The organism is Mesorhizobium sp. A623, assembly GCF_054489405.1.
The window spans coordinates 1-17,502 of the sequence record NZ_JBTMXB010000004.1 but is presented as its reverse complement, the minus strand read 5'-3'; the positions used below and the strand labels follow the sequence as shown (position 1 = coordinate 17,502).

Genomic DNA, 17,502 nt, shown 5'->3' with positions numbered 1-17,502 from the left:
GCAGCTACCTTGATAAGAGGCTTAATGAACGGTCACCCCCGCGAGGACTATTAACCTAAATATTTAGCGACCGGGATTCGGGGGCCGAAATTGCCTGTGCCGCCGGTCGCGCGGCATTTCCTCTTGGCCCTATTGGGCAGGCTGCCGCCTCTGCACATGGATGACCACGCGAAAGGCGATGTAGAGCAAGGCCACCGCCGCGTGCGAGGCGAGCGTCAACTTCTGCGTCCCGAACAATTCGGGAAAGCCGGCATACATGACGGTTTCGGTCACGGCGCAGATAAACCAGATGACCGGCCCCCACGACGCCAGCATCCACAATCCGGCTGCGGCAAACGGGAAAAACACGGCCAAGAGCGTCGCGGCAACCTGCCAATGGAGGGGCATCAGGTCGAAGCGCCACAAGGGCGCATGATAAAAGCCAATCAACCGCACCCAGTACAAGATGCCGAACAGCAGGCAGTAGGCCGCGACGATCCGATGGAACCAGGCAAAAGCACTTTCGGCCAATGACGGGCTCAATACCAGGCTTCCAGAAGCCGTATTGCTCACAGCACCAGTTCCCGCTCGCCCAATGGCGCGAAATAGGCATCCACGGCAGACTGCGAAACACCATCCAGGCTGGCCGGATGCCATTTCGGCTTGCCATCCTTGTCGATCAGGGCTGCGCGCACGCCCTCGTAGAAATCGTGACCGGCCAGCATCCGGTTGAGAATGCGGAATTCCATGCGCATGCACTCATCCATCGAAAGCGTCTGGCCGGCCGAAATTTCGCGCCAGGCGATCTTCAGGCTGGTCGGCGAGCGCGTCTTGATCGTCGCCAGCGTGGCGGCGGCAAACGCGTCATCGGCAGCTTCCCGCTCAAGGCTGTCGACGATATCCATCAGCGAAGGCTGCGAAAAGTGCCGGGCAATCGCCTCCAGCGTCGGGCGGTCGGTTTCGCGCCTGGCCGAAAAGAAACAACTGCGCAGCACGGATTCCGGCTCGCCAACCTCGGTCAGCCTCTGGATGAAGCCGGCCTGGTCCACCGCCTTGATGGTATGCGTGGCCAACCCCGACCACAGCGCGTCGCCCTGTTTGATGCGGGCACCCGTCAAACCCAGATAAAAACCGAAACTGCCGCCGAGATCGGGCAGGACGTGGCTTGCGCCGACATCGGGAAAGAAGCCGATGCCGACCTCCGGCATGGCGAACTGGGCATTTTCCGTCATCACCCGGTGCGAGCCATGTGCCGAAATGCCGACGCCGCCGCCCATGACGATGCCGTCGATCAGGGCCACGTAAGGTTTTTTGAAGCGCGCGATCTGGGCATTCAGCCTGTACTCTTCGGCAAAGAAGTCGACGAGCGGGTTTCCGGCGCGGCCGGCATTATAGACCTGAACGATATCGCCACCGGCGCAAAACGCCCTGCCCTCGGCCTTGACCAAAACGACATAGATGCTCTTGTCGCGTTCCCACGCGTGCAGCGCCTTGGCCAGCGCCTTGACCATTTTCAGCGTCAGCGCATTGAGCGCCTGCGGCCGCGTCAGCGTCGCCACACCGGCTCGACCGATATGCTCGAAACGGATTTCGTCGCCGCCACCAAAATCCATCCGCCAAGAATCCTTTCAAACAACCCTCTTGGAAGTGCTAAAGGGTGGCGCACGGGCGCGTCAATGCTGTCGGGCGTGCCATCCGGCCTTGCGTTGCGCAGTCCACCCCTTATAGCGCGACGCGCTGGCACAATTGTATCGCATTGGTTTTGGCGACGGCCTCGTGATAAAAGCCGCGCCGTTCGGAGATTTCACCATGAACAAGTTCACCCCCACAAAACCGGCCGGCGCGCGCAGCGTCGACGAGATCACCAATTCGCGCCGTCTACGCCGCATGCGCAAGGCGCCCTGGTCGCGGCGCCTGGTCCAGGAAAACCATTTGACCGTCGACGATCTGATCTGGCCGATCTTCCTCATCGACGGCGTCAATGTGCGCGAACCGATCGCCGCCATGCCCGGCGTCTTCCGCCTGTCCGTCGATCTCGCGGTCAAGGAGGTCGAGCGCGCGGCAAGGCTCGGCATTCCGGCCATCGCCAGCTTCCCCAATGTCGAGATGAAGCAGCGCGACCAGACCGGCTCGGCGATCCTCGACCCGGACAATCTGATCAACCGGGCGACGCGCGCCATCAAGCATGCGGTGCCCGAGATCGGCGTCATCACCGATGCAGCACTCGACCCGTTCACCAGCCACGGCCATGACGGCATCTTGCGCGACGGCATCATCGTCAACGACGAGACCGTCGAGCAGGTAACCGCCGCCGCCGTTCTGCAAGCTGCGGCCGGTTCCGACATCATCGCACCATCGGACATGATGGACGGCCGCATCGGCGCGATCCGCGACGCGCTCGACGCCAACGGCTTTTCCGACGTGGCGATCATGTCCTATGCGACAAAATTCCATTCGGCGTTCTATGGCCCCTATCGCGATGCCATCGGCACCGCCGGCCTGCTGCAGGGCGACAAGAAGACCTATTACCTCGACCATGCCAATTCCGACGAAGCCGTGCGCGAAGCCGAGCAGGATCTGGCCGAGGGCGCGGACATGCTCATGGTCAAGCCCGGCCTGCCCTATCTCGACATCATCCGCCGGCTGAAGGAAGAACTCCAGATGCCGACCTTCGCCTATCAGGTGTCGGGCGAATATTCGATGATCAAGGCGGCTGGCGCCAATGGCTGGATCGACGGCGAAAAGGCCATGCTGGAATCGCTGCTGTGCTTCAAGCGGGCCGGCTGCGACGGCATCCTGACCTACTTCGCCCCCGAGGTGGCGCAGATGCTGAAGGGTTGACGTTCTATTCTGGCCAGCGCGCTGACCTTACGGCGAGCCCGACAATTGTCCTACAAATGTCAATCACGCCGCACTAAGCTGCGCCATTCCCCGACGAATGCGAGGACTTGAGATGGACTACCGCCTGCTTGGCCGTTCCGGCCTGAAGATTTCGACGCTTACCATGGGCACCATGACCTTTGGCGGCGGCGGCAAGTTCGCGGCTGCCGGCAAGACTGATCTCACCGAAGCGCGTCGGCAGATCGACCTTTGCCTCGATGCCGGCATCAATCTGATCGACACGGCCAACGTCTATTCGAGCGGCCTGTCGGAAGAGATCATCGGCGACGCGCTGGGCGGCAAGCGCAAGAACGACGTTCTGATCGCCACCAAGGCGCGCATGAAGGTCGGCACCGGCCCCAATGACGAGGGCCTGTCGCGCTATCATCTCATCCGCGAGTGCGAGCGCAGCCTCAAGCGGCTGAAAACCGATGTCATCGACGTCTATTTCCTGCATGAATGGGACGGCAAGACGCCGCTCGAGGAGACGATGGCCGCGCTCGACACGCTCGTCGCCCAAGGCAAGGTTCGCTATGTCGGCTGCTCCAATTATTCCGGCTGGCACATCATGAAGGCGCTGGGCATCGCCGAGCGCAACCACAACCCGCGCTTCGTCACCCAGCAGATTCACTACACGCTGGAGGCGCGCGAGGCCGAATACGAATTGTTGCCGATCTCGGTCGACCAGGGCCTTGGCGTGCTGGTGTGGAGCCCGCTGGCCGGCGGCCTGCTTTCCGGCAAATATACGCAAGATCAGGCAACCGCGCGACAACTCGCCGGTTGGTCCGAACCGCCGATCCGCGACGTGGACCGGCTGTGGTCGATCGTGGATGTGCTGAACGAAATCGGCAAAGCGCGCGGCGTTTCTGCGGCGCAGGTGGCGCTTGCCTGGCTGCTTGCGCGTCCTGCGGTCACTTCGCTGGTCATCGGCGGACGCAACGAGGCGCAGTTCAAGGACAACATCGCCGCCGCCTCGTTGGTGCTGAGCGTCGAGGAGCGGGTGCGGCTCGATGCCGTCAGCCGCCCGCCTGTGCTTTATCCCTACTGGCACCAGCAGGCGACCGCGCATCGCAGCTTCGGCCCGGCCGATCTCGTGCTCGACCGCGCGTGACGCGCTTCGCGCAAACCGCCCGATGACCCTGCCCGACGAAGCGAGCGAGGCGGGTAACCCGCATTGGCGGCGAAACCTGATCGTGGCCCTGCTGGGCTCGTTCACGACCATCGTGGCGATGACGCTGCTGTTGCCGTTCCTGCCACTCTATGTGGAAGAGTTGGGCGTGACTGGCCACGCGGCCATCGTGCAATGGTCGGGCATCGCCTATGGCGCGACTTTCTTCGCGGCGGCGCTGGTGGCTCCCTTGTGGGGACGGCTCGGCGATCGCTACGGCCGCAAGGCGATGCTGGTGCGCGCCAGTCTCGGCATGGCGGTGGCCATGTCGCTGACGGGCATGGCGCAGGACATCTGGCAACTGGTGCTACTGCGGGTGCTGATCGGTTTTGCCGGCGGCTACTCCTCGGGTTCGATGATCCTGGTCGCGATGCAGACGCCCAAGGACCGTTCTGGCTGGGCGCTCGGCACGCTGTCGGCCGGCATCATGGCCGGGAATCTGGTCGGTCCGCTGGTCGGCGGCGCGCTGCCGCCGTTGATCGGCATCCGCAACACGTTTCTTCTGGCCGGCGCTGTCATTTTCGTCTCATTCCTTGCCACCACCTTCCTCATCAAGGAAGACCCGCGTCGCGGCAGCACGGCTTCCGGCGCGCCAAGGGAGAAAAAAACGAGCGGCTGGTCGCGCATTCCCGACAAGGGGCCGGTCGTCGCGATGCTTTTCACGGGCATGCTGTTGATGTTCGCCACCATGTCGATCGAGCCGATCATCACCGTCTATGTCGGCCAGTTGATCGAGGATCAGAGCCGAGTGACGCTGATCTCGGGCGTCGTCATGTCGGCGGCCGCACTTGGCTCGATCCTGTCGGCCTCACGGCTCGGCAAGCTTGCCGACCGGATCGGTCACTGGAACGTGATTACCGGCGCGCTGGCCGTCTCGGCCGTGCTGCTGATTCCCCAGGCTTTCGTGACGCAAGCCTGGCAATTGATCGGCCTGCGCTTCCTGATGGGGCTGGCGCTGGGCGGACTGTTGCCGTGCATCACCGCCGTCATCCGCCACAACGTGCCGGATGGGGTCGGCGGCAGCGTGCTGGGGCTTTCCATCTCCGCGCAATATGCCGGACAGGTTGTCGGACCGCTTACGGGCGGCTTTGTCGGCGGCCGTTTCGGTATGCCGGCCGTGTTCCTTTTCACCTGCGTGCTGATGGCTTTCGGCGCTGCTTATAACTGGCTGATCCAGACGCGCCGCGCGCGGATCGCAACGGCGGGAAATCCATGATGAATCCGAACGAGCCGCCTGCCCTGAGCGGGCGCATCCTGGTTTTCGCGGGCGGCCTGTGCGGGACGGCAGGCGTAGCACTTTCGGCGGCTGCCGCGCATCGCGGCGGCGCGTTCACCGGAACCGCCGCCTCTTTCCTGCTGATGCACGCGCCGGTGTTTCTCGCCGTCGGCCTGATCAGCGGCAACCGGGTGCTGCGTGCCGGCGCCTTCATCCTGCTGGCCGGGCTCGTCGTCTTCAGCGGCGATCTTCTTGCCCGCGATTTTCTGGCGTCCCGGCTCTTTCCGATGGCCGCACCCATCGGCGGCACGCTGCTTCTGGCAGGGTGGCTGGCGCTTGCCGCCTCGGCGCTGGTGCGGTCAAAGCCCTGAATCCTTGCCGCAAGCGCTGTTGTATTTTCACGCCGATACAACTACGCAAAGAACATAGACGAAGAAAGGAATCGATATGGCGCGACCACCAAATTACGATCAGGAGCGCAAGGAACGCGACCGCCAGAAAGCTGCAAAGAAGGCTGAAAAGCTTGCGGCAAAAGCAGCCGCCAAAGAGCGTGGCGAAAAGCCGGAAGGCAGCAGCGAAGACGACGCTGCGGAGTAGCGGAACCACGTCGCCTGCATCATCAAGTCGCCCAAGCGCCCTCAAACAAGCGAGGCGCTAGGGCCGGATGGTTCAGGCAGACGCCTTGTCGTTCACGAACACATCGACTTCGCGTGCTGCCACAATGAAGGCGCGTCTTGCGTTCATCGCGGGCTTGTCGCCGGCGATCGCATCATGGCAGGCCTGAAGAGCCGCGCGGTGTTTCGGGGTTCGCTTGCCGGGCCAGTTGCTCAGAAGAAAATCCGAAGCGTCTTTAGCCGATCGCAAAAGCAAAATCTTTCCCTCCGCGTCCGCCTTAACGGTCACGGGGGTCTCAAACCGATTGTTTTCCATGGGGCGCTCTTACCCCGTTCACAACCAATAAGCGAGGACGAAAATCTTGATTTCGTCTTTCGGCACCCCATCTGGATCATCGAGGCCCGTTTCCAAGGTGCTTTAAGAGGAACGAAATGAACGCACGCGTGCTTGATGGTGAAATCCTGACGACCCGGCTGGACGATGCCCGGCTCTATGACGGCGTGCGCACGCGGCGCATCCTGGCCGTGATGATCGACTATCTGATCGTGGCCGTGCTCACCATTCCGGTTGCCATCATCGTCTTCTTGCTCGGCATACTGACGCTCGGGCTTGGCTGGATGCTGTTTTCCGTGCTCGTGCCTGCCGTTGCCGTGCTTTACATCTGGAATACGCTGGGCAGCGCCGATCAGGCCACGACCGGCATGAAGATGATGGGCATCCGCCTCGACCGCCTCGACGGCAGGCCGATCGACGGCATGACGGCGGTGGTGCATTCGGTGCTGTTTTGGGCTGGCAACGTCATCTTGACGCCGCTGGTGCTGTTGGTATCGCTGTTTTCGGACCGCAAGCGCACGTTGCACGACCTTTTGCTTGGCACAGTGGTGACGCGCACAAGGGCTTGATCGGGGGCTTGATCGGGGGCTTGATCGGGGGCTTGATCGGGGGCTTGATCGGCCATTTTCGAAGGCCCGGCGCGGCGGTTTATACACAATCCAGTTGAAATTTTCGTCGCCCGGCCCAAAGGTAGGGCGATTCGCGGGAGCCGTTTTCACATTCGATGACGCACCAACCGACACAGTCGCCGCAGTTTTTCCTGACCGCGCCATCGCCGTGCCCCTATCTGGAGGGCCAGTTCGAGCGCAAGGTGTTCACGCATCTGGTCGGGGACAAGGCGCCGGAGATGAACGATCTGCTGACGCAAGGCGGCTTTCGCCGGTCGCAGAACATCGCCTACCGGCCAGCCTGCGAGACTTGCCGTGCGTGCGTTTCGGTCCGCATCCTCGCGCAGGAGTTTTCTGCTGGGCGCAGCATGAGGCGCGTGATGCACCACAATGCCGACCTCGTCGGCGCCATGCACGACGCCGAACCGTCCACCGAGCAGTATTCGCTTTTCCGCACCTATCTCGACGCTCGCCATCGCCGCGGCGGCATGTCGGACATGACGGTGCTCGACTACGCCATGATGGTCGAGGACACCCATGTCGACACCAAGGTCATCGAATATCGCCGGCGCGGCCCCGACACCTTCATCACTGGCAAGGGCCGGGGCGAGTTGATCGCCGTCGCGCTGACCGACAAGATGGCGGATGGGCTTTCCATGGTCTATTCCTATTTCGACCCCGAACTCACCGACCGCTCCCTCGGCACCTTCATGATCCTCGACCATATCGCCCGCGCCAAGGCGATGGGCTTGCCCCACGTCTATCTCGGCTACTGGGTCAACGGCTCGCGCAAGATGAATTATAAGATGCGATTCATGCCGCAGGAGCATCTTGGCCCGAAGGGCTGGGAGCGCTACACAGGCGACATCTGACAACTGGCCCGCCATAAGCTGCCGTTGGATCGAACAACGGAGCATCGCCCTGTCCACCCCCCAGATCAGTCATTCCAAGGGTCTCCTGATTGCCGCGATCGGTGGCATGGCGCTTACCATCGACATCCCGCTGATCCGGCTGGCTGAGGGCGAGACGTGGTCCATCCTGATGGTGCGCTCGGGCACGACCTTCATCGCAGCGCTGATCGTATGGGCAATCTGGCGGATGGCGGCACCCGCCACGGCTCCACGCCTCATCCCGGGGCGCGCAGGCCTGGTCGTGTCGGCGCTCTATGGCCTCGGCTCAGTCACCTTCGTCCTCGGCATCTTCAATACGCTGACGGCCAATCTGGTCTTCATCCTCGCCTTCAACCCCATGTTCACGGCGCTGCTTTCCTGGCTTTTCCTGAAGGAGCGCCCGAGCCCGGCGACTTTCGCAACGATGGCGGTCATGGTGGTCGGCGTCGGCGTCATCGTCGGCGGGTCGCTCGGCAGCGGCCATGTTTTCGGCGACCTGATGGGGCTTTCCACGGCGCTCCTGCTTTCCAGCGCGATCACCATCACCCGGGCCAGCGGCAAGGATATGGGTCTTGCCGCCTTGGTGGGCGGGGTCGCTCCCTGCATTACCGCCATGTTCGTCGTCTGGAACGCCGGCTACATGATCGAAACGCCCTGGTGGGCGATCCTCGACGGCCTCGTCATCATGCCGATTTCGTTCTTCTGCCTCGCAACCGCGCCAAAATACATTGCAGGGCCGGAAGTCGCGATGTTCTATCTGTTGGAAACCGTGCTCGCCCCGGTGTGGGTGTGGGCGGTGTTTTCCGAGATGCCGGCGCGAAACAGCCTCATCGGCGGCGCGATCCTGATCGTTGCGCTCGTGTTCCATTCGATGTGGCAGTTGTACCAGGGCCACAAGCGCCGTACCGGCAGCCCGCTGCGTCAACCTGCCTGAGGCGTCTTTTCCGGCGTGGTCTCCACGACCGCGTCGATTTCCAGTGGGGCCTCGTCGATGGCGGCTACGGCGTCGGCCACCTCGGTCTCATGCAGCCATTCGCGCCAGATCGCGACCAGTAGCGCCATCAGCACCGGGCCGATGAACAGGCCAAGGAAGCCCATGGTCTTGACGCCGCCGATCAGTCCGAAAAACGTCGGCAGGAACGGCAGCTTGATCGGGCCGCCGACCAGCTTGGGCCGCAGCGTCTTGTCGACGATGAACAGTTCCACGGCGCCCCACACGAACAGGGCCACCCCTGCGAACATGGAGCCGCTGGCGGCCAGGTAGATCGAAACAAGCGTGAAGGACAGCGGCGCGCCACCCGGAATGAGCGCCATGATGCCGGTAAGCGCGCCGAGCGTCACGGGCGAAGGCACGCCGGCCAGCCAGTAGGCGGTGCCCAGCACCACGCCCTCGCCGATGGCGATGATGGTCATGCCGGTCACCGTGGACGAGATGGTCGCTGGAACCACGCGCGAAATCCGCTCCCACCGCGCCGGCAGGATACGTTCGCCCAGCCGGTCGATCTGCCCGGCGAATGCCTCGCCGTCGCGATAGGCGAAGAACAGGGCGATCAGCATGAACAGTATGGTCAAAAGCAGGCCGAAGGCGCTGCCGCCCGCCGCCAGAACGCCGCGATAGATGCTGCCGATATTGGCGCCGCTGACTAATTGGATCAGTTCGCCGACACCGCCCGGATGGCTGATGGCCTGCGTCCATTGCTCGTCCAGCCACTCGCCGACCACCGGCAAGGTGGCGATCCACTGCGGCGTCGGCGCGCCATCGTGGTTGGTCTGGATCGCCCAGGTCACCCATTCGCGCACCTCATGGATGGCGTAACTGCCGGCAAGCGAGATCGGCACCACCAGAAATGCCAGGATGAACAGGATGGCCAGTGTCGCGGCGACGGTGCGGTTATCGCCGACGGCACCGAGCAGGCGCCGGTAGAGCGGCCAACTGGCAAACGCGATAACCAGCGCCGCCAACACCGGGACAAGGAACCCGTGAAAGAAATAAACGCCGGCCGCAAACACCAGCACCAGCAGCCATCGCGCCGCCGACAGCGGTGGAATGACCGCCGAGCGCAAGGGCGCGGCAGCACCGAACAGGCGTAGTTGCTTAGGTGCTTTCCTGATCTCCGGTTCCTTCAAACGCCTTGCACCTCAATGAGGACGGCACCTCGTGTGCGCCATCCGCACTATCGGCGACAATAGTGCAGTAAACGTGACTGCATGCCAAACGATCTTGCACACACGGTCATGCAAAGAGTGAAGCTATGTCCGGTTTAGCCGAATTTGCCCGTGCGCGGAAAACCTTTCGGCACCATGCGGCCTGCCGAAGCGCGGGCGCCGGTCCATTCGATCAATTCCTCTTTCGACTTGACGAAGGTGCGGTCGGCCGAATCCTGCCACGACAGGCCGCTCTCCAGCGCGAAGGTCTTGATGTCGAGGATGCCGCCATCCTTGTATTTCTGAAGGCGCACGCCCTTGCCGCGCGTCATCTCGGGGATTTCGGCCAGCCCGAAGACCAGCATCTTGCGGTTTTCGCCGACGATCGCCGCGTGATCACCCTCTACAACCAGACACCGCTGGGCTTCGTCGGGTGATTTGACGTTCATCACCTGCCTGCCCTTGCGGGTGTTGGCGACGACGTCATCCTCCGGCACGACAAAGCCATAGCCTTGATGTGACGCCAGCAGCAGCTTGCGCTTCGGCTCATGGATGAAAGCCGTGACGATATCCTGATCGTTTTCCATGTCGACGATGATGCGGATCGGTTCGCCATGGCCACGGCCACCCGGCAGGCGATCCGCGCCGATGGTGTAGAATTTGCCGCCGGTGGTGAAGACGAGGATCTTGTCGGTGGTCTGCGCGTGGAACGCCAGCTTGAGCGCATCGCCTTCCTTGAAGGTCAGCGACGCATAATCGGCCATATGCCCCTTCATCGCCCGCAGCCAGCCTTTTTCGGAAACGACGACCGTTACCGGCTCGCGCTCGATCATGGCGTGGGCGATGTCGTCCAGATTGTGCTCGGGCGCGTCCGCGAACTGGGTGCGGCGCTTGCCGATCTCCGTCTCGGGACCGTATTTCTTGCGGACCTCGCCAATCTCCCAGCGGATCGTCGCCCATTGCTTGGTCCCGGATGCCAGCAGCGCCTCGATCTGGCTCTTTTCCGCCGACAGCCCGTCGAATTCCTTGCGGATTTCGAATTCTTCCAGCTTGCGCAAGGCGCGCAGGCGCATGTTGAGGATGGCCTCGGCTTGCGTGTCGGTGAGCGACCAGCGGGCCATCATCACCTGCTTCGGCTCGTCCTCCTCGCGGATGATGCGGATCACCTCGTCGATGTTCAGATAGGCGATGAGGTAGCCGGCAAGGATTTCCAGCCGCCGCTCGATTTCGCCGAGGCGATGACGCGAACGGCGCAGCAGCACCTCGCGGCGGTGCTCCAGCCATTCCTGCAGCACGGCCTTCAGCGACAAAACGTTCGGCACCTTGCCGCGCGACAAGACGTTGAGATTGAGCGGAAAGCGGCTTTCAAGCTCGGTCAGCTTGAACAGCGATTCCATCAAGAGGCCGGGATCGACGGCGCGGCTCTTCGGCACCAGCACGACGCGGACGTCTTCGGCGCTCTCGTCGCGAATGTCTTCCAAAAGCGGCAGCTTGCGCGCCATCAGCAGTTCGGCGGCTTTCTCGATCAGCCGGGCCTTCTGGACGCCATAGGGAATTTCGGTGACGACGATCGTCCACGTTCCCCTGCCCTGGTCTTCCTGATGCCATTTGGCGCGCACACGAAAACCGCCGCGTCCTGTCTCATAGGCTTCGAGGATGGAGGCGCGGCTGTCGACGATGATGCCGCCGGTCGGGAAATCCGGTCCCTGCACGAATTCCATCAGCTTTTCGATCGACGCGCCCGGATTTTCGATCAGGTGCAGGGCGGCGGCGCACAGCTCGGCGGCGTTGTGCGGCGGGATCGAAGTCGCCATGCCGACCGCGATGCCGGACGAGCCGTTGGCCAGCAGGTTCGGGAACGCGCCGGGCAGGACGATCGGCTCTTCGTCCTCCTCATTGTAGGTCGGGCGGAAATCGACGGCATCCTCGGTGATGCCTTCCAGCAGCAGCGTTGCCACCTCGGTCATGCGCGCTTCGGTGTAGCGCATGGCGGCGGCGTTATCGCCGTCGATATTGCCGAAATTGCCCTGCCCGTCGACCAGCGGATAACGCACGGAAAAACTCTGCGCCAGCCGCACCAGCGCGTCGTAGATCGACTGGTCGCCATGCGGGTGGAACTTGCCCATCACCTCGCCGACGATGCGGGCGCATTTGGCAAAGCCCTGATCGGGGTTCAAACGCAACAGCCGCATGGCATGCATGATGCGTCGATGCACCGGCTTCAGCCCGTCGCGCACGTCCGGCAGCGCGCGGTGCATGATGGTCGACAGCGCATAGGCCAGATAGCGCTCTTCCAGCGCCTTCTTCAGATCGACCGGTTCAATATGATCGCCGCCACCCGCAGGCGGCAAATGCCCTTTTCCCATGGGTTTGACCTAACCGAGCCACTGATTCGCGGCAAGGGCGAAGACGGAAATCGTCAAGCACAAGCGCAAAACAAAAACCCCGCCGGAAAGGCGGGGTTCGGTTTGGAGTTTTTGGCCCCGCGCCTGCGGGAGCGAAGCGCCGAAAAACTTATTCGGCGTCCTTGGCGGCTGCCTTTTTCTTCGGCGCTGCCTTCTTCTTCGGCTCGTCGGCGCCGGCTTCGTCGGCAGCCTTGGCTTCCGTCTTCTTGGCGGCGGCCTTCTTGGCCGGCTTGGCCTTGGTCTCGACTTCCTCGTCGTCGGCCATCAGCTCTTCCTTGGACACCTTCTTGTCGGTGACGGCGACCTGGCTGAGCAGGTGGTCGACCACCTTCTCCTCGAACATCGGCGCGCGCAGCGTGTTCACCGCTTCCGGGTTGCTGCGGTAGAACTCGAACACCTGCTGCTGCTGGTCGCCCGGGAAACGACGCACCTGCTCGAACAGGCCGCGCTGCAACTCCTCGTCGGAGACGGTAACGCCCGCCTTTTCGCCGATCTCGGCCAGAACCAGGCCAAGGCGCACGCGGCGCTCGGCCAGGCGCAGATATTCAACGCGCGCCTCTTCTTCCGTCGTCTCTTCGTCAACGAAGGTGCGGCCGGCCGCTTCCAGATCGCGGTTGACCTGCGCCCAGATGTTGTTGAACTCGGCTTCGACAAGCTTCGACGGCGCCTCGAACGAGTAAGCGCTGTCCAACTGGTCGAGAAGCTGGCGCTTGACCTTCTGGCGGGTCATCGAACCGAACTGGTTCTCGATCTGGCCGCGCACGATCTCGCGCAGCTTTTCAAGCGATTCCAGGCCAAGGCTCTTGGCCGTCTCGTCGCTGATTTCCAGCGCGCCCGGCTTCTCCACGCCCTTGACGGTTACGTCGAAGGTCGCTTCCTTGCTGGCAAGATGGGCTGCCTGGTAGTTTTCCGGGAACGTCACGGTGACCAGCTTTTCGTCACCGGCCTTGGCGCCAACAAGCTGTTCCTCGAAACCGGGGATGAATTCCTTGGAACCGAGCACCAGCGGCTGGTCGTTGCCGGCGCCGCCGTCAAAGGCCTCGCCGCCGATCTTGCCGACATAGTCGATGGTGACGCGGTCGCCGTCGTCTGCCTTGCCGGTCTTGGGCTCGTAGGAGCGGGTCGATTCGGCGACGCGCTTGACCTGCTCGTCGATCTCGCTCTCCGGTACGTCATAGACCGGGCGCTCGACCTTGATGTCGGAGAATTCCTTGATCTCGATTGCCGGAATGACTTCATAGTTCAGCTTGAACTCGAAGTCGGAACCGCCGGCCAGGATTTTTTCGGCTTCCTTCTCGTCCTCGGTCATGATGACCTCGGGCTGCATCGCCGCCTTCTCGCCGCGACCGGTGATGATGGTGCGCGAATCGTTGAGGATTTCGTTGACCACCTCGGCCATGAACGACTTGCCGTACACTTTGCGCAGATGATTGACCGGCACCTTGCCGGGGCGGAAGCCGTTGATGCGGGCCTTGCCCTGGGCGTCCGAAAGCCGGGCATTCAGCTTGGCTTCCATGTCGCTGGCCGGCACGACGACCTTGATCTCGCGCTTGAGGCCGGAATTGAGCGTTTCGGTGACCTGCATCATCAAACCTTTGTTTTCGCCAATGAGGCGCTGTACGGCCCGTGCCATACGCAGCCTGGTAAAGTCTCGCCGGGAGTGGCTTTCGTTGCGGAACAGGACAATTCGACCACAAGCGGCTCAAATCACCCCAGATGCGCTTCAAAATGTGAATAAGCCTTTGTGTTTCCTACTTCTTTCACATCCTGCAGAAGCGGATCGTCGCGTCCCGTCACATTCGACACGCCTTTTGTCACAGGCGGGGCTAATTTTCAACCGTCTTCGCGTTTCGACCCGTGCGACCATTTTCAACGCGACATTGACAGAATGATGTCATCATGGGATTGGCGGGCAATGCGGATGTGGCGGAACTGGTAGACGCCCTGGATTTAGGTTCCAGTGCCGAAAGGCGTGGAGGTTCGAGTCCTCTCATCCGCACCAATTGAAATCAGAAAGCCTTGCAATTTCAATAAGTTGTGAGGCTTTCACATTTTCATATCCCCGGTTTAATCCCCCTCTCTTTTCCCATTAGCTGCGTCTTGACGCCTCACCTCGCCGGCGCAATGGTGCGCAGGGCTAGGGATAGCTATGGGACTTCTAGGCGGGCTTATGGGCCGAACACCTAGTCGAAGATGGTCGGGAGAGCCTCAATGTCCGATCATGTCCTACCCAGACCAAGCACCCGAAGCTGATCGTTGGACAGATCATCTTGCAATAACGGACGATCAGGCGTGCGACGTTGGCTGGCTATTTCTGATACTTGGAGGCGGAAGGAACCGTATACGAGCGGCCGCATTGTGGGAGATGTGCGACACGTACGCTGACCCCAAGGAAAAATGCCATGGCCAAAAAACCCGGCAGATCGAGCAGACCCGCCACAATTCACGACCAAAAGCTAGAGCGTGGAGAAGGCGGCGAACTCCATCAGGTCGCGACGGGCAGCGTGCCTGTCATGACAACCGCGCAAGGCGCACCTGTTTCCGATGACCAGAACGTGCTCCGGATCGGCGCGCGCGGCCCGTCGGCACTCGAGGATTTCCACTTTCGCGAGAAGATTTTTCACTTCGACCACGAGCGTATTCCCGAGCGCGTCGTCCATGCCCGCGGCTACGGCGCTCACGGCTATTTCGAAACCTACAAATCGCTGGCCAAATATACCCGCGCCGATATCTTCCAGCGTGCTGGCGAGAAGACGCCGGCCTTCATGCGAATCTCGACCGTTGCCGGCAACAAGGGCTCGACCGATCTTGCCCGCGACGTGCGCGGCTTTGCCGTGAAAATCTATACCAAGGAAGGCAATTGGGACCTCGTCGGCAACAACATGCCGGTGTTCTTCATTCAGGATGCCATCAAGTTCCCGGACCTCGTTCACGCCGTCAAGGACGAGCCGGATCGCGGCTTTCCGCAGGCGCAGTCGGCGCATGACAATTTCTGGGATTTCATCTCGCTGACGCCGGAAAGCATGCACATGGTCATGTGGATCATGTCCGACCGCGCCATCCCGCGTTCGCTGCGCTTCATGGAAGGGTTCGGCGTTCACACCTTCCGCCTGCTCAATGCCAGCGACGAATCCACCTTCGTGAAATTTCACTGGAAGCCGAAGCATGGCATGCAGTCGGTGGCGTGGAACGAGGCGGTCAAGATAAGCGGCGCCGATCCGGATTTCCACCGCCGCGATATGTGGGACGCCATCCATGCCGGCGATTTCCCGGAATGGGAATTGCGGCTGCAACTATTCGACCAGAAATTCGCCGACAGTTTCGACTTCGACGTGCTCGACGCCACCAAGCTGATCCCCGAGGAAATCCTCAAGCCCATTCCCGTCGGGCGGCTGGTGCTCGATCGCATGCCGGACAATTTCTTTGCCGAGACCGAACAGGTCGCCTTCATGACCCAGAACGTGCCGCCCGGCATCGATTTCTCCAATGATCCGCTGTTGCAGGGGCGCAACTTCTCTTATCTCGACACGCAGTTGAAACGGCTGGGCGGGCCGAACTTCACCCATATACCGATCAATGCGCCTAAATGCCCGTTCCAGAATTTCCAGCAGGATGGCCACATGGCCATGCACAATCCGGTCGGCCGCGTGAACTACCAGCCCAATTCCTGGGGCGCCGGCCCGCGTGAATCGCCACAGAAAGGCTTCAGATCGTTTGCCGAGGAAGAGGCGGGAACGAAACAGCGCATCCGTCCCGAAAGCTTCGCCGACCATTACAGCCAGGCACGGCTGTTCTACATCAGCCAGACCCCGACGGAGCAGGCCCACATCGCCGCCGCTTTGACGTTCGAATTGAGCAAGGTGAAGACGGCGGTGATCCGCGAGCGGATGGTTTCGCATCTGCTCAACATCCACGATGAACTGGCAAAAAAGGTCGCTACCGATCTCGGCCTCGAGGCGATGCCGAAGCCGGCCGATGCTGCCGTCCCCACCCGTCAGGACCTGAAGGCGGCCCCCTCGCTCAGCATACTCGCGAACCCGCCGGGAACGTTCGAGGGGCGCAAGCTCGGCATTCTTGTGACCGACGGCACGGACGCCGCCCTGTTGAAAGGGCTGACCGATGCCGTCAAGAAGGCCAAGGCCAACTTAGAGATCATCGCGCCAAAAATCGGTGGGGCCAAGCTCAGCGACGGCAGCCATGTCGACGCCGACCAGATGATCGCCGGTGGCCCCTCCGTGCTCTATGACGCGGTGGCGGTGTTGCCGTCGGAAAAGGCCATGGCCGATCTGGTCAAGGAATCGACCGCGCGTGATTTCGTGGCCGATGCGTTCGCGCACTGCAAGTTCATCGGCTATGTCAACGCGGCCATGCCCTTGTTCGAAAAGGCGGGCATTGCCGGAAGTCTCGATGAGGGGGTCATTGCCCTCAAGGGACCGAAAGACGCCGCCGGCTTCCTGCAAAGGCTTGGCGCGTTGCGTCTTTGGGAACGGGAGCCGAAAGTGAAAATGTCGTAATCGACGCCGGCAGTCCTCGGAATTTCACGCACTGGCCGACAAGCACGTCGGCGTGATTGCCTGGAACCGGGAGGCAAACCCGGATATCGGGGAGTATGGGCCACCGTCGACGTTGTTCGTGTCTGGTGACGTGCCGGAGTAGTTGGGCGAAAAAGTCCGCACGACCATCATGGGCCGGTCGGTGGCTATGATTTGCTTAAGTCAAGGCGACGGTCTACCCTCAGTCACTAGCGGTTTCTGACAAGGGCGCCGCCGGTGAGGGTGCGAATATCCCTCGCCCCAAACATAAGGAGGACGACCATGTCTTCCCCATCAAGATCGCAACAGCATCTCACTCCTGCCAACCTGGCGATGATCGAACACGCGCTCGCAAGAGTTCGGCTGCTTTACGAATTCGACCGTCATTCTCAAGACGAAAAGCAGCTTGCGGCCGTCATGATCGGCGAATTCCAGCGGGGCAATAATACAGAGGACGGACTTGTTGCCGTGTTCCTTGGAATGTCGGACACCGCCGTCAACGCAATGCGGAAAATCCAGATGAGAAAATCGCTCAAATGTTGGGGCAACGAGGGCGGCACGGCCAAACCGCTGACCGAACTCTCTGCCTGAAACAAAAAACCCGCGCATCCATCAGGACACGCGGGCGATCATATTGCTGGCGTCGGGAAGATGGTTAGTGCGTTTTCCGAATAATTGCGGTTACGTATCATAGCCAGCATGTGCGAACATGTTTTCGCATTCCTTTGGTG

At 61.7% G+C, this 17,502-nt stretch carries 16 protein-coding genes and 1 tRNA gene; 11 read left to right on the top strand and 6 right to left on the bottom strand.

Going from position 1 to position 17,502, the window contains the following annotated elements; translation table 11 throughout:
* Positions 1-129: 129 nt before the first annotated feature.
* Together ACX3P1_RS05675 and ACX3P1_RS05670 are read right to left on the bottom strand one after the other, a co-directional pair.
* On the bottom strand, positions 130-528 hold the full coding sequence (locus ACX3P1_RS05675) for a DUF6163 family protein (RefSeq protein ID WP_459078790.1): 399 nt from the start codon (positions 526-528) through the stop codon (positions 130-132).
* Between the two features lie 20 nt (positions 529-548).
* A complete protein-coding gene (locus tag ACX3P1_RS05670; protein ID WP_459078583.1) occupies positions 549-1,592 on the bottom strand; it encodes an enoyl-CoA hydratase/isomerase family protein in 1,044 nt (347 codons plus the stop codon).
* Positions 1,593-1,788: 196 nt separating this feature from the next.
* Here ACX3P1_RS05670 and hemB point away from each other — a divergent pair, with 196 nt between their 5' ends.
* The 5 genes from hemB to ACX3P1_RS05645 all read left to right on the top strand — a co-directional run bounded on the left by hemB (position 1,789) and on the right by ACX3P1_RS05645 (position 5,840).
* Positions 1,789-2,820 carry a porphobilinogen synthase gene (hemB, locus tag ACX3P1_RS05665; RefSeq protein ID WP_459078582.1) on the top strand — a complete coding sequence of 344 codons (1,032 nt, stop codon included), beginning with the start codon at positions 1,789-1,791 and terminating at the stop codon, positions 2,818-2,820.
* Between the two features lie 112 nt (positions 2,821-2,932).
* A complete protein-coding gene (locus ACX3P1_RS05660) occupies positions 2,933-3,970 on the top strand; it encodes an aldo/keto reductase (protein ID WP_459078581.1) in 1,038 nt (345 codons plus the stop codon).
* A gap of 22 nt (positions 3,971-3,992) precedes the next feature.
* Complete coding sequence (locus ACX3P1_RS05655; RefSeq protein WP_459078580.1) at positions 3,993-5,243, top strand: MFS transporter; 1,251 nt, start codon at positions 3,993-3,995, stop codon at positions 5,241-5,243.
* Complete coding sequence (locus ACX3P1_RS05650; protein WP_459078789.1) at positions 5,243-5,614, top strand: DUF423 domain-containing protein; 372 nt, start codon at positions 5,243-5,245, stop codon at positions 5,612-5,614. Before ACX3P1_RS05655 ends, ACX3P1_RS05650 begins: the two co-directional genes overlap by 1 nt.
* Before the next feature lie 76 nt (positions 5,615-5,690).
* Complete coding sequence (locus ACX3P1_RS05645; RefSeq protein ID WP_459078579.1) at positions 5,691-5,840, top strand: hypothetical protein; 150 nt, start codon at positions 5,691-5,693, stop codon at positions 5,838-5,840.
* A gap of 72 nt (positions 5,841-5,912) precedes the next feature.
* Here ACX3P1_RS05645 and ACX3P1_RS05640 read toward each other — a convergent pair whose 3' ends face one another.
* Positions 5,913-6,173: a DUF982 domain-containing protein gene (locus tag ACX3P1_RS05640; protein WP_459078578.1), complete on the bottom strand. Its 261-nt coding sequence runs from the start codon at positions 6,171-6,173 to the stop codon at positions 5,913-5,915.
* A gap of 116 nt (positions 6,174-6,289) precedes the next feature.
* On the opposite strand from ACX3P1_RS05640, the gene ACX3P1_RS05635 reads away from it, so the two are divergent.
* The 3 genes from ACX3P1_RS05635 (at position 6,290) to ACX3P1_RS05625 (ending at position 8,623) form a co-directional block, all read left to right on the top strand.
* Positions 6,290-6,760 (top strand): RDD family protein, encoded by a 471-nt coding sequence (locus tag ACX3P1_RS05635; RefSeq protein ID WP_459078577.1) that lies wholly within the window; start codon positions 6,290-6,292, stop codon positions 6,758-6,760.
* A gap of 155 nt (positions 6,761-6,915) precedes the next feature.
* A complete protein-coding gene (locus tag ACX3P1_RS05630) occupies positions 6,916-7,671 on the top strand; it encodes an arginyltransferase (RefSeq protein WP_459078576.1) in 756 nt (251 codons plus the stop codon).
* Positions 7,672-7,720: 49 nt separating this feature from the next.
* Positions 7,721-8,623 (top strand): DMT family transporter, encoded by a 903-nt coding sequence (locus tag ACX3P1_RS05625; protein ID WP_459078788.1) that lies wholly within the window; start codon positions 7,721-7,723, stop codon positions 8,621-8,623.
* Here the strand turns inward: ACX3P1_RS05625 and ACX3P1_RS05620 are convergent.
* The 3 genes from ACX3P1_RS05620 to tig all read right to left on the bottom strand — a co-directional run bounded on the left by ACX3P1_RS05620 (position 8,611) and on the right by tig (position 13,824).
* Positions 8,611-9,816: an AI-2E family transporter gene (locus ACX3P1_RS05620; protein ID WP_459078575.1), complete on the bottom strand. Its 1,206-nt coding sequence runs from the start codon at positions 9,814-9,816 to the stop codon at positions 8,611-8,613. The genes ACX3P1_RS05625 and ACX3P1_RS05620 overlap by 13 nt on opposite strands.
* A 134-nt stretch (positions 9,817-9,950) precedes the next feature.
* On the bottom strand, positions 9,951-12,200 hold the full coding sequence (gene parC, locus ACX3P1_RS05615; RefSeq protein ID WP_459078574.1) for a DNA topoisomerase IV subunit A: 2,250 nt from the start codon (positions 12,198-12,200) through the stop codon (positions 9,951-9,953).
* Between the two features lie 148 nt (positions 12,201-12,348).
* Entirely contained in the window at positions 12,349-13,824 is a 1,476-nt protein-coding gene (tig, locus tag ACX3P1_RS05610; protein ID WP_459078787.1) for a trigger factor, read from the bottom strand.
* 332 nt (positions 13,825-14,156) lie between these two features.
* Between tig and ACX3P1_RS05605 the strand changes: the two genes are divergently transcribed.
* From ACX3P1_RS05605 to ACX3P1_RS05595, 3 genes are all read left to right on the top strand, one after another.
* Positions 14,157-14,241 (top strand) — tRNA-Leu (locus ACX3P1_RS05605).
* Positions 14,242-14,641: 400 nt separating this feature from the next.
* Positions 14,642-16,753, top strand: coding sequence for a catalase (gene katE / locus ACX3P1_RS05600; RefSeq protein WP_459078573.1), 2,112 nt, complete (start codon positions 14,642-14,644; stop codon positions 16,751-16,753).
* A 300-nt stretch (positions 16,754-17,053) separates the two neighbouring features.
* The gene (locus ACX3P1_RS05595) at positions 17,054-17,362 is read left to right on the top strand and encodes a hypothetical protein (RefSeq protein WP_459078572.1); all 309 of its coding nucleotides are present in this window, start codon (positions 17,054-17,056) and stop codon (positions 17,360-17,362) included.
* Positions 17,363-17,502: the final 140 nt, after the last annotated feature.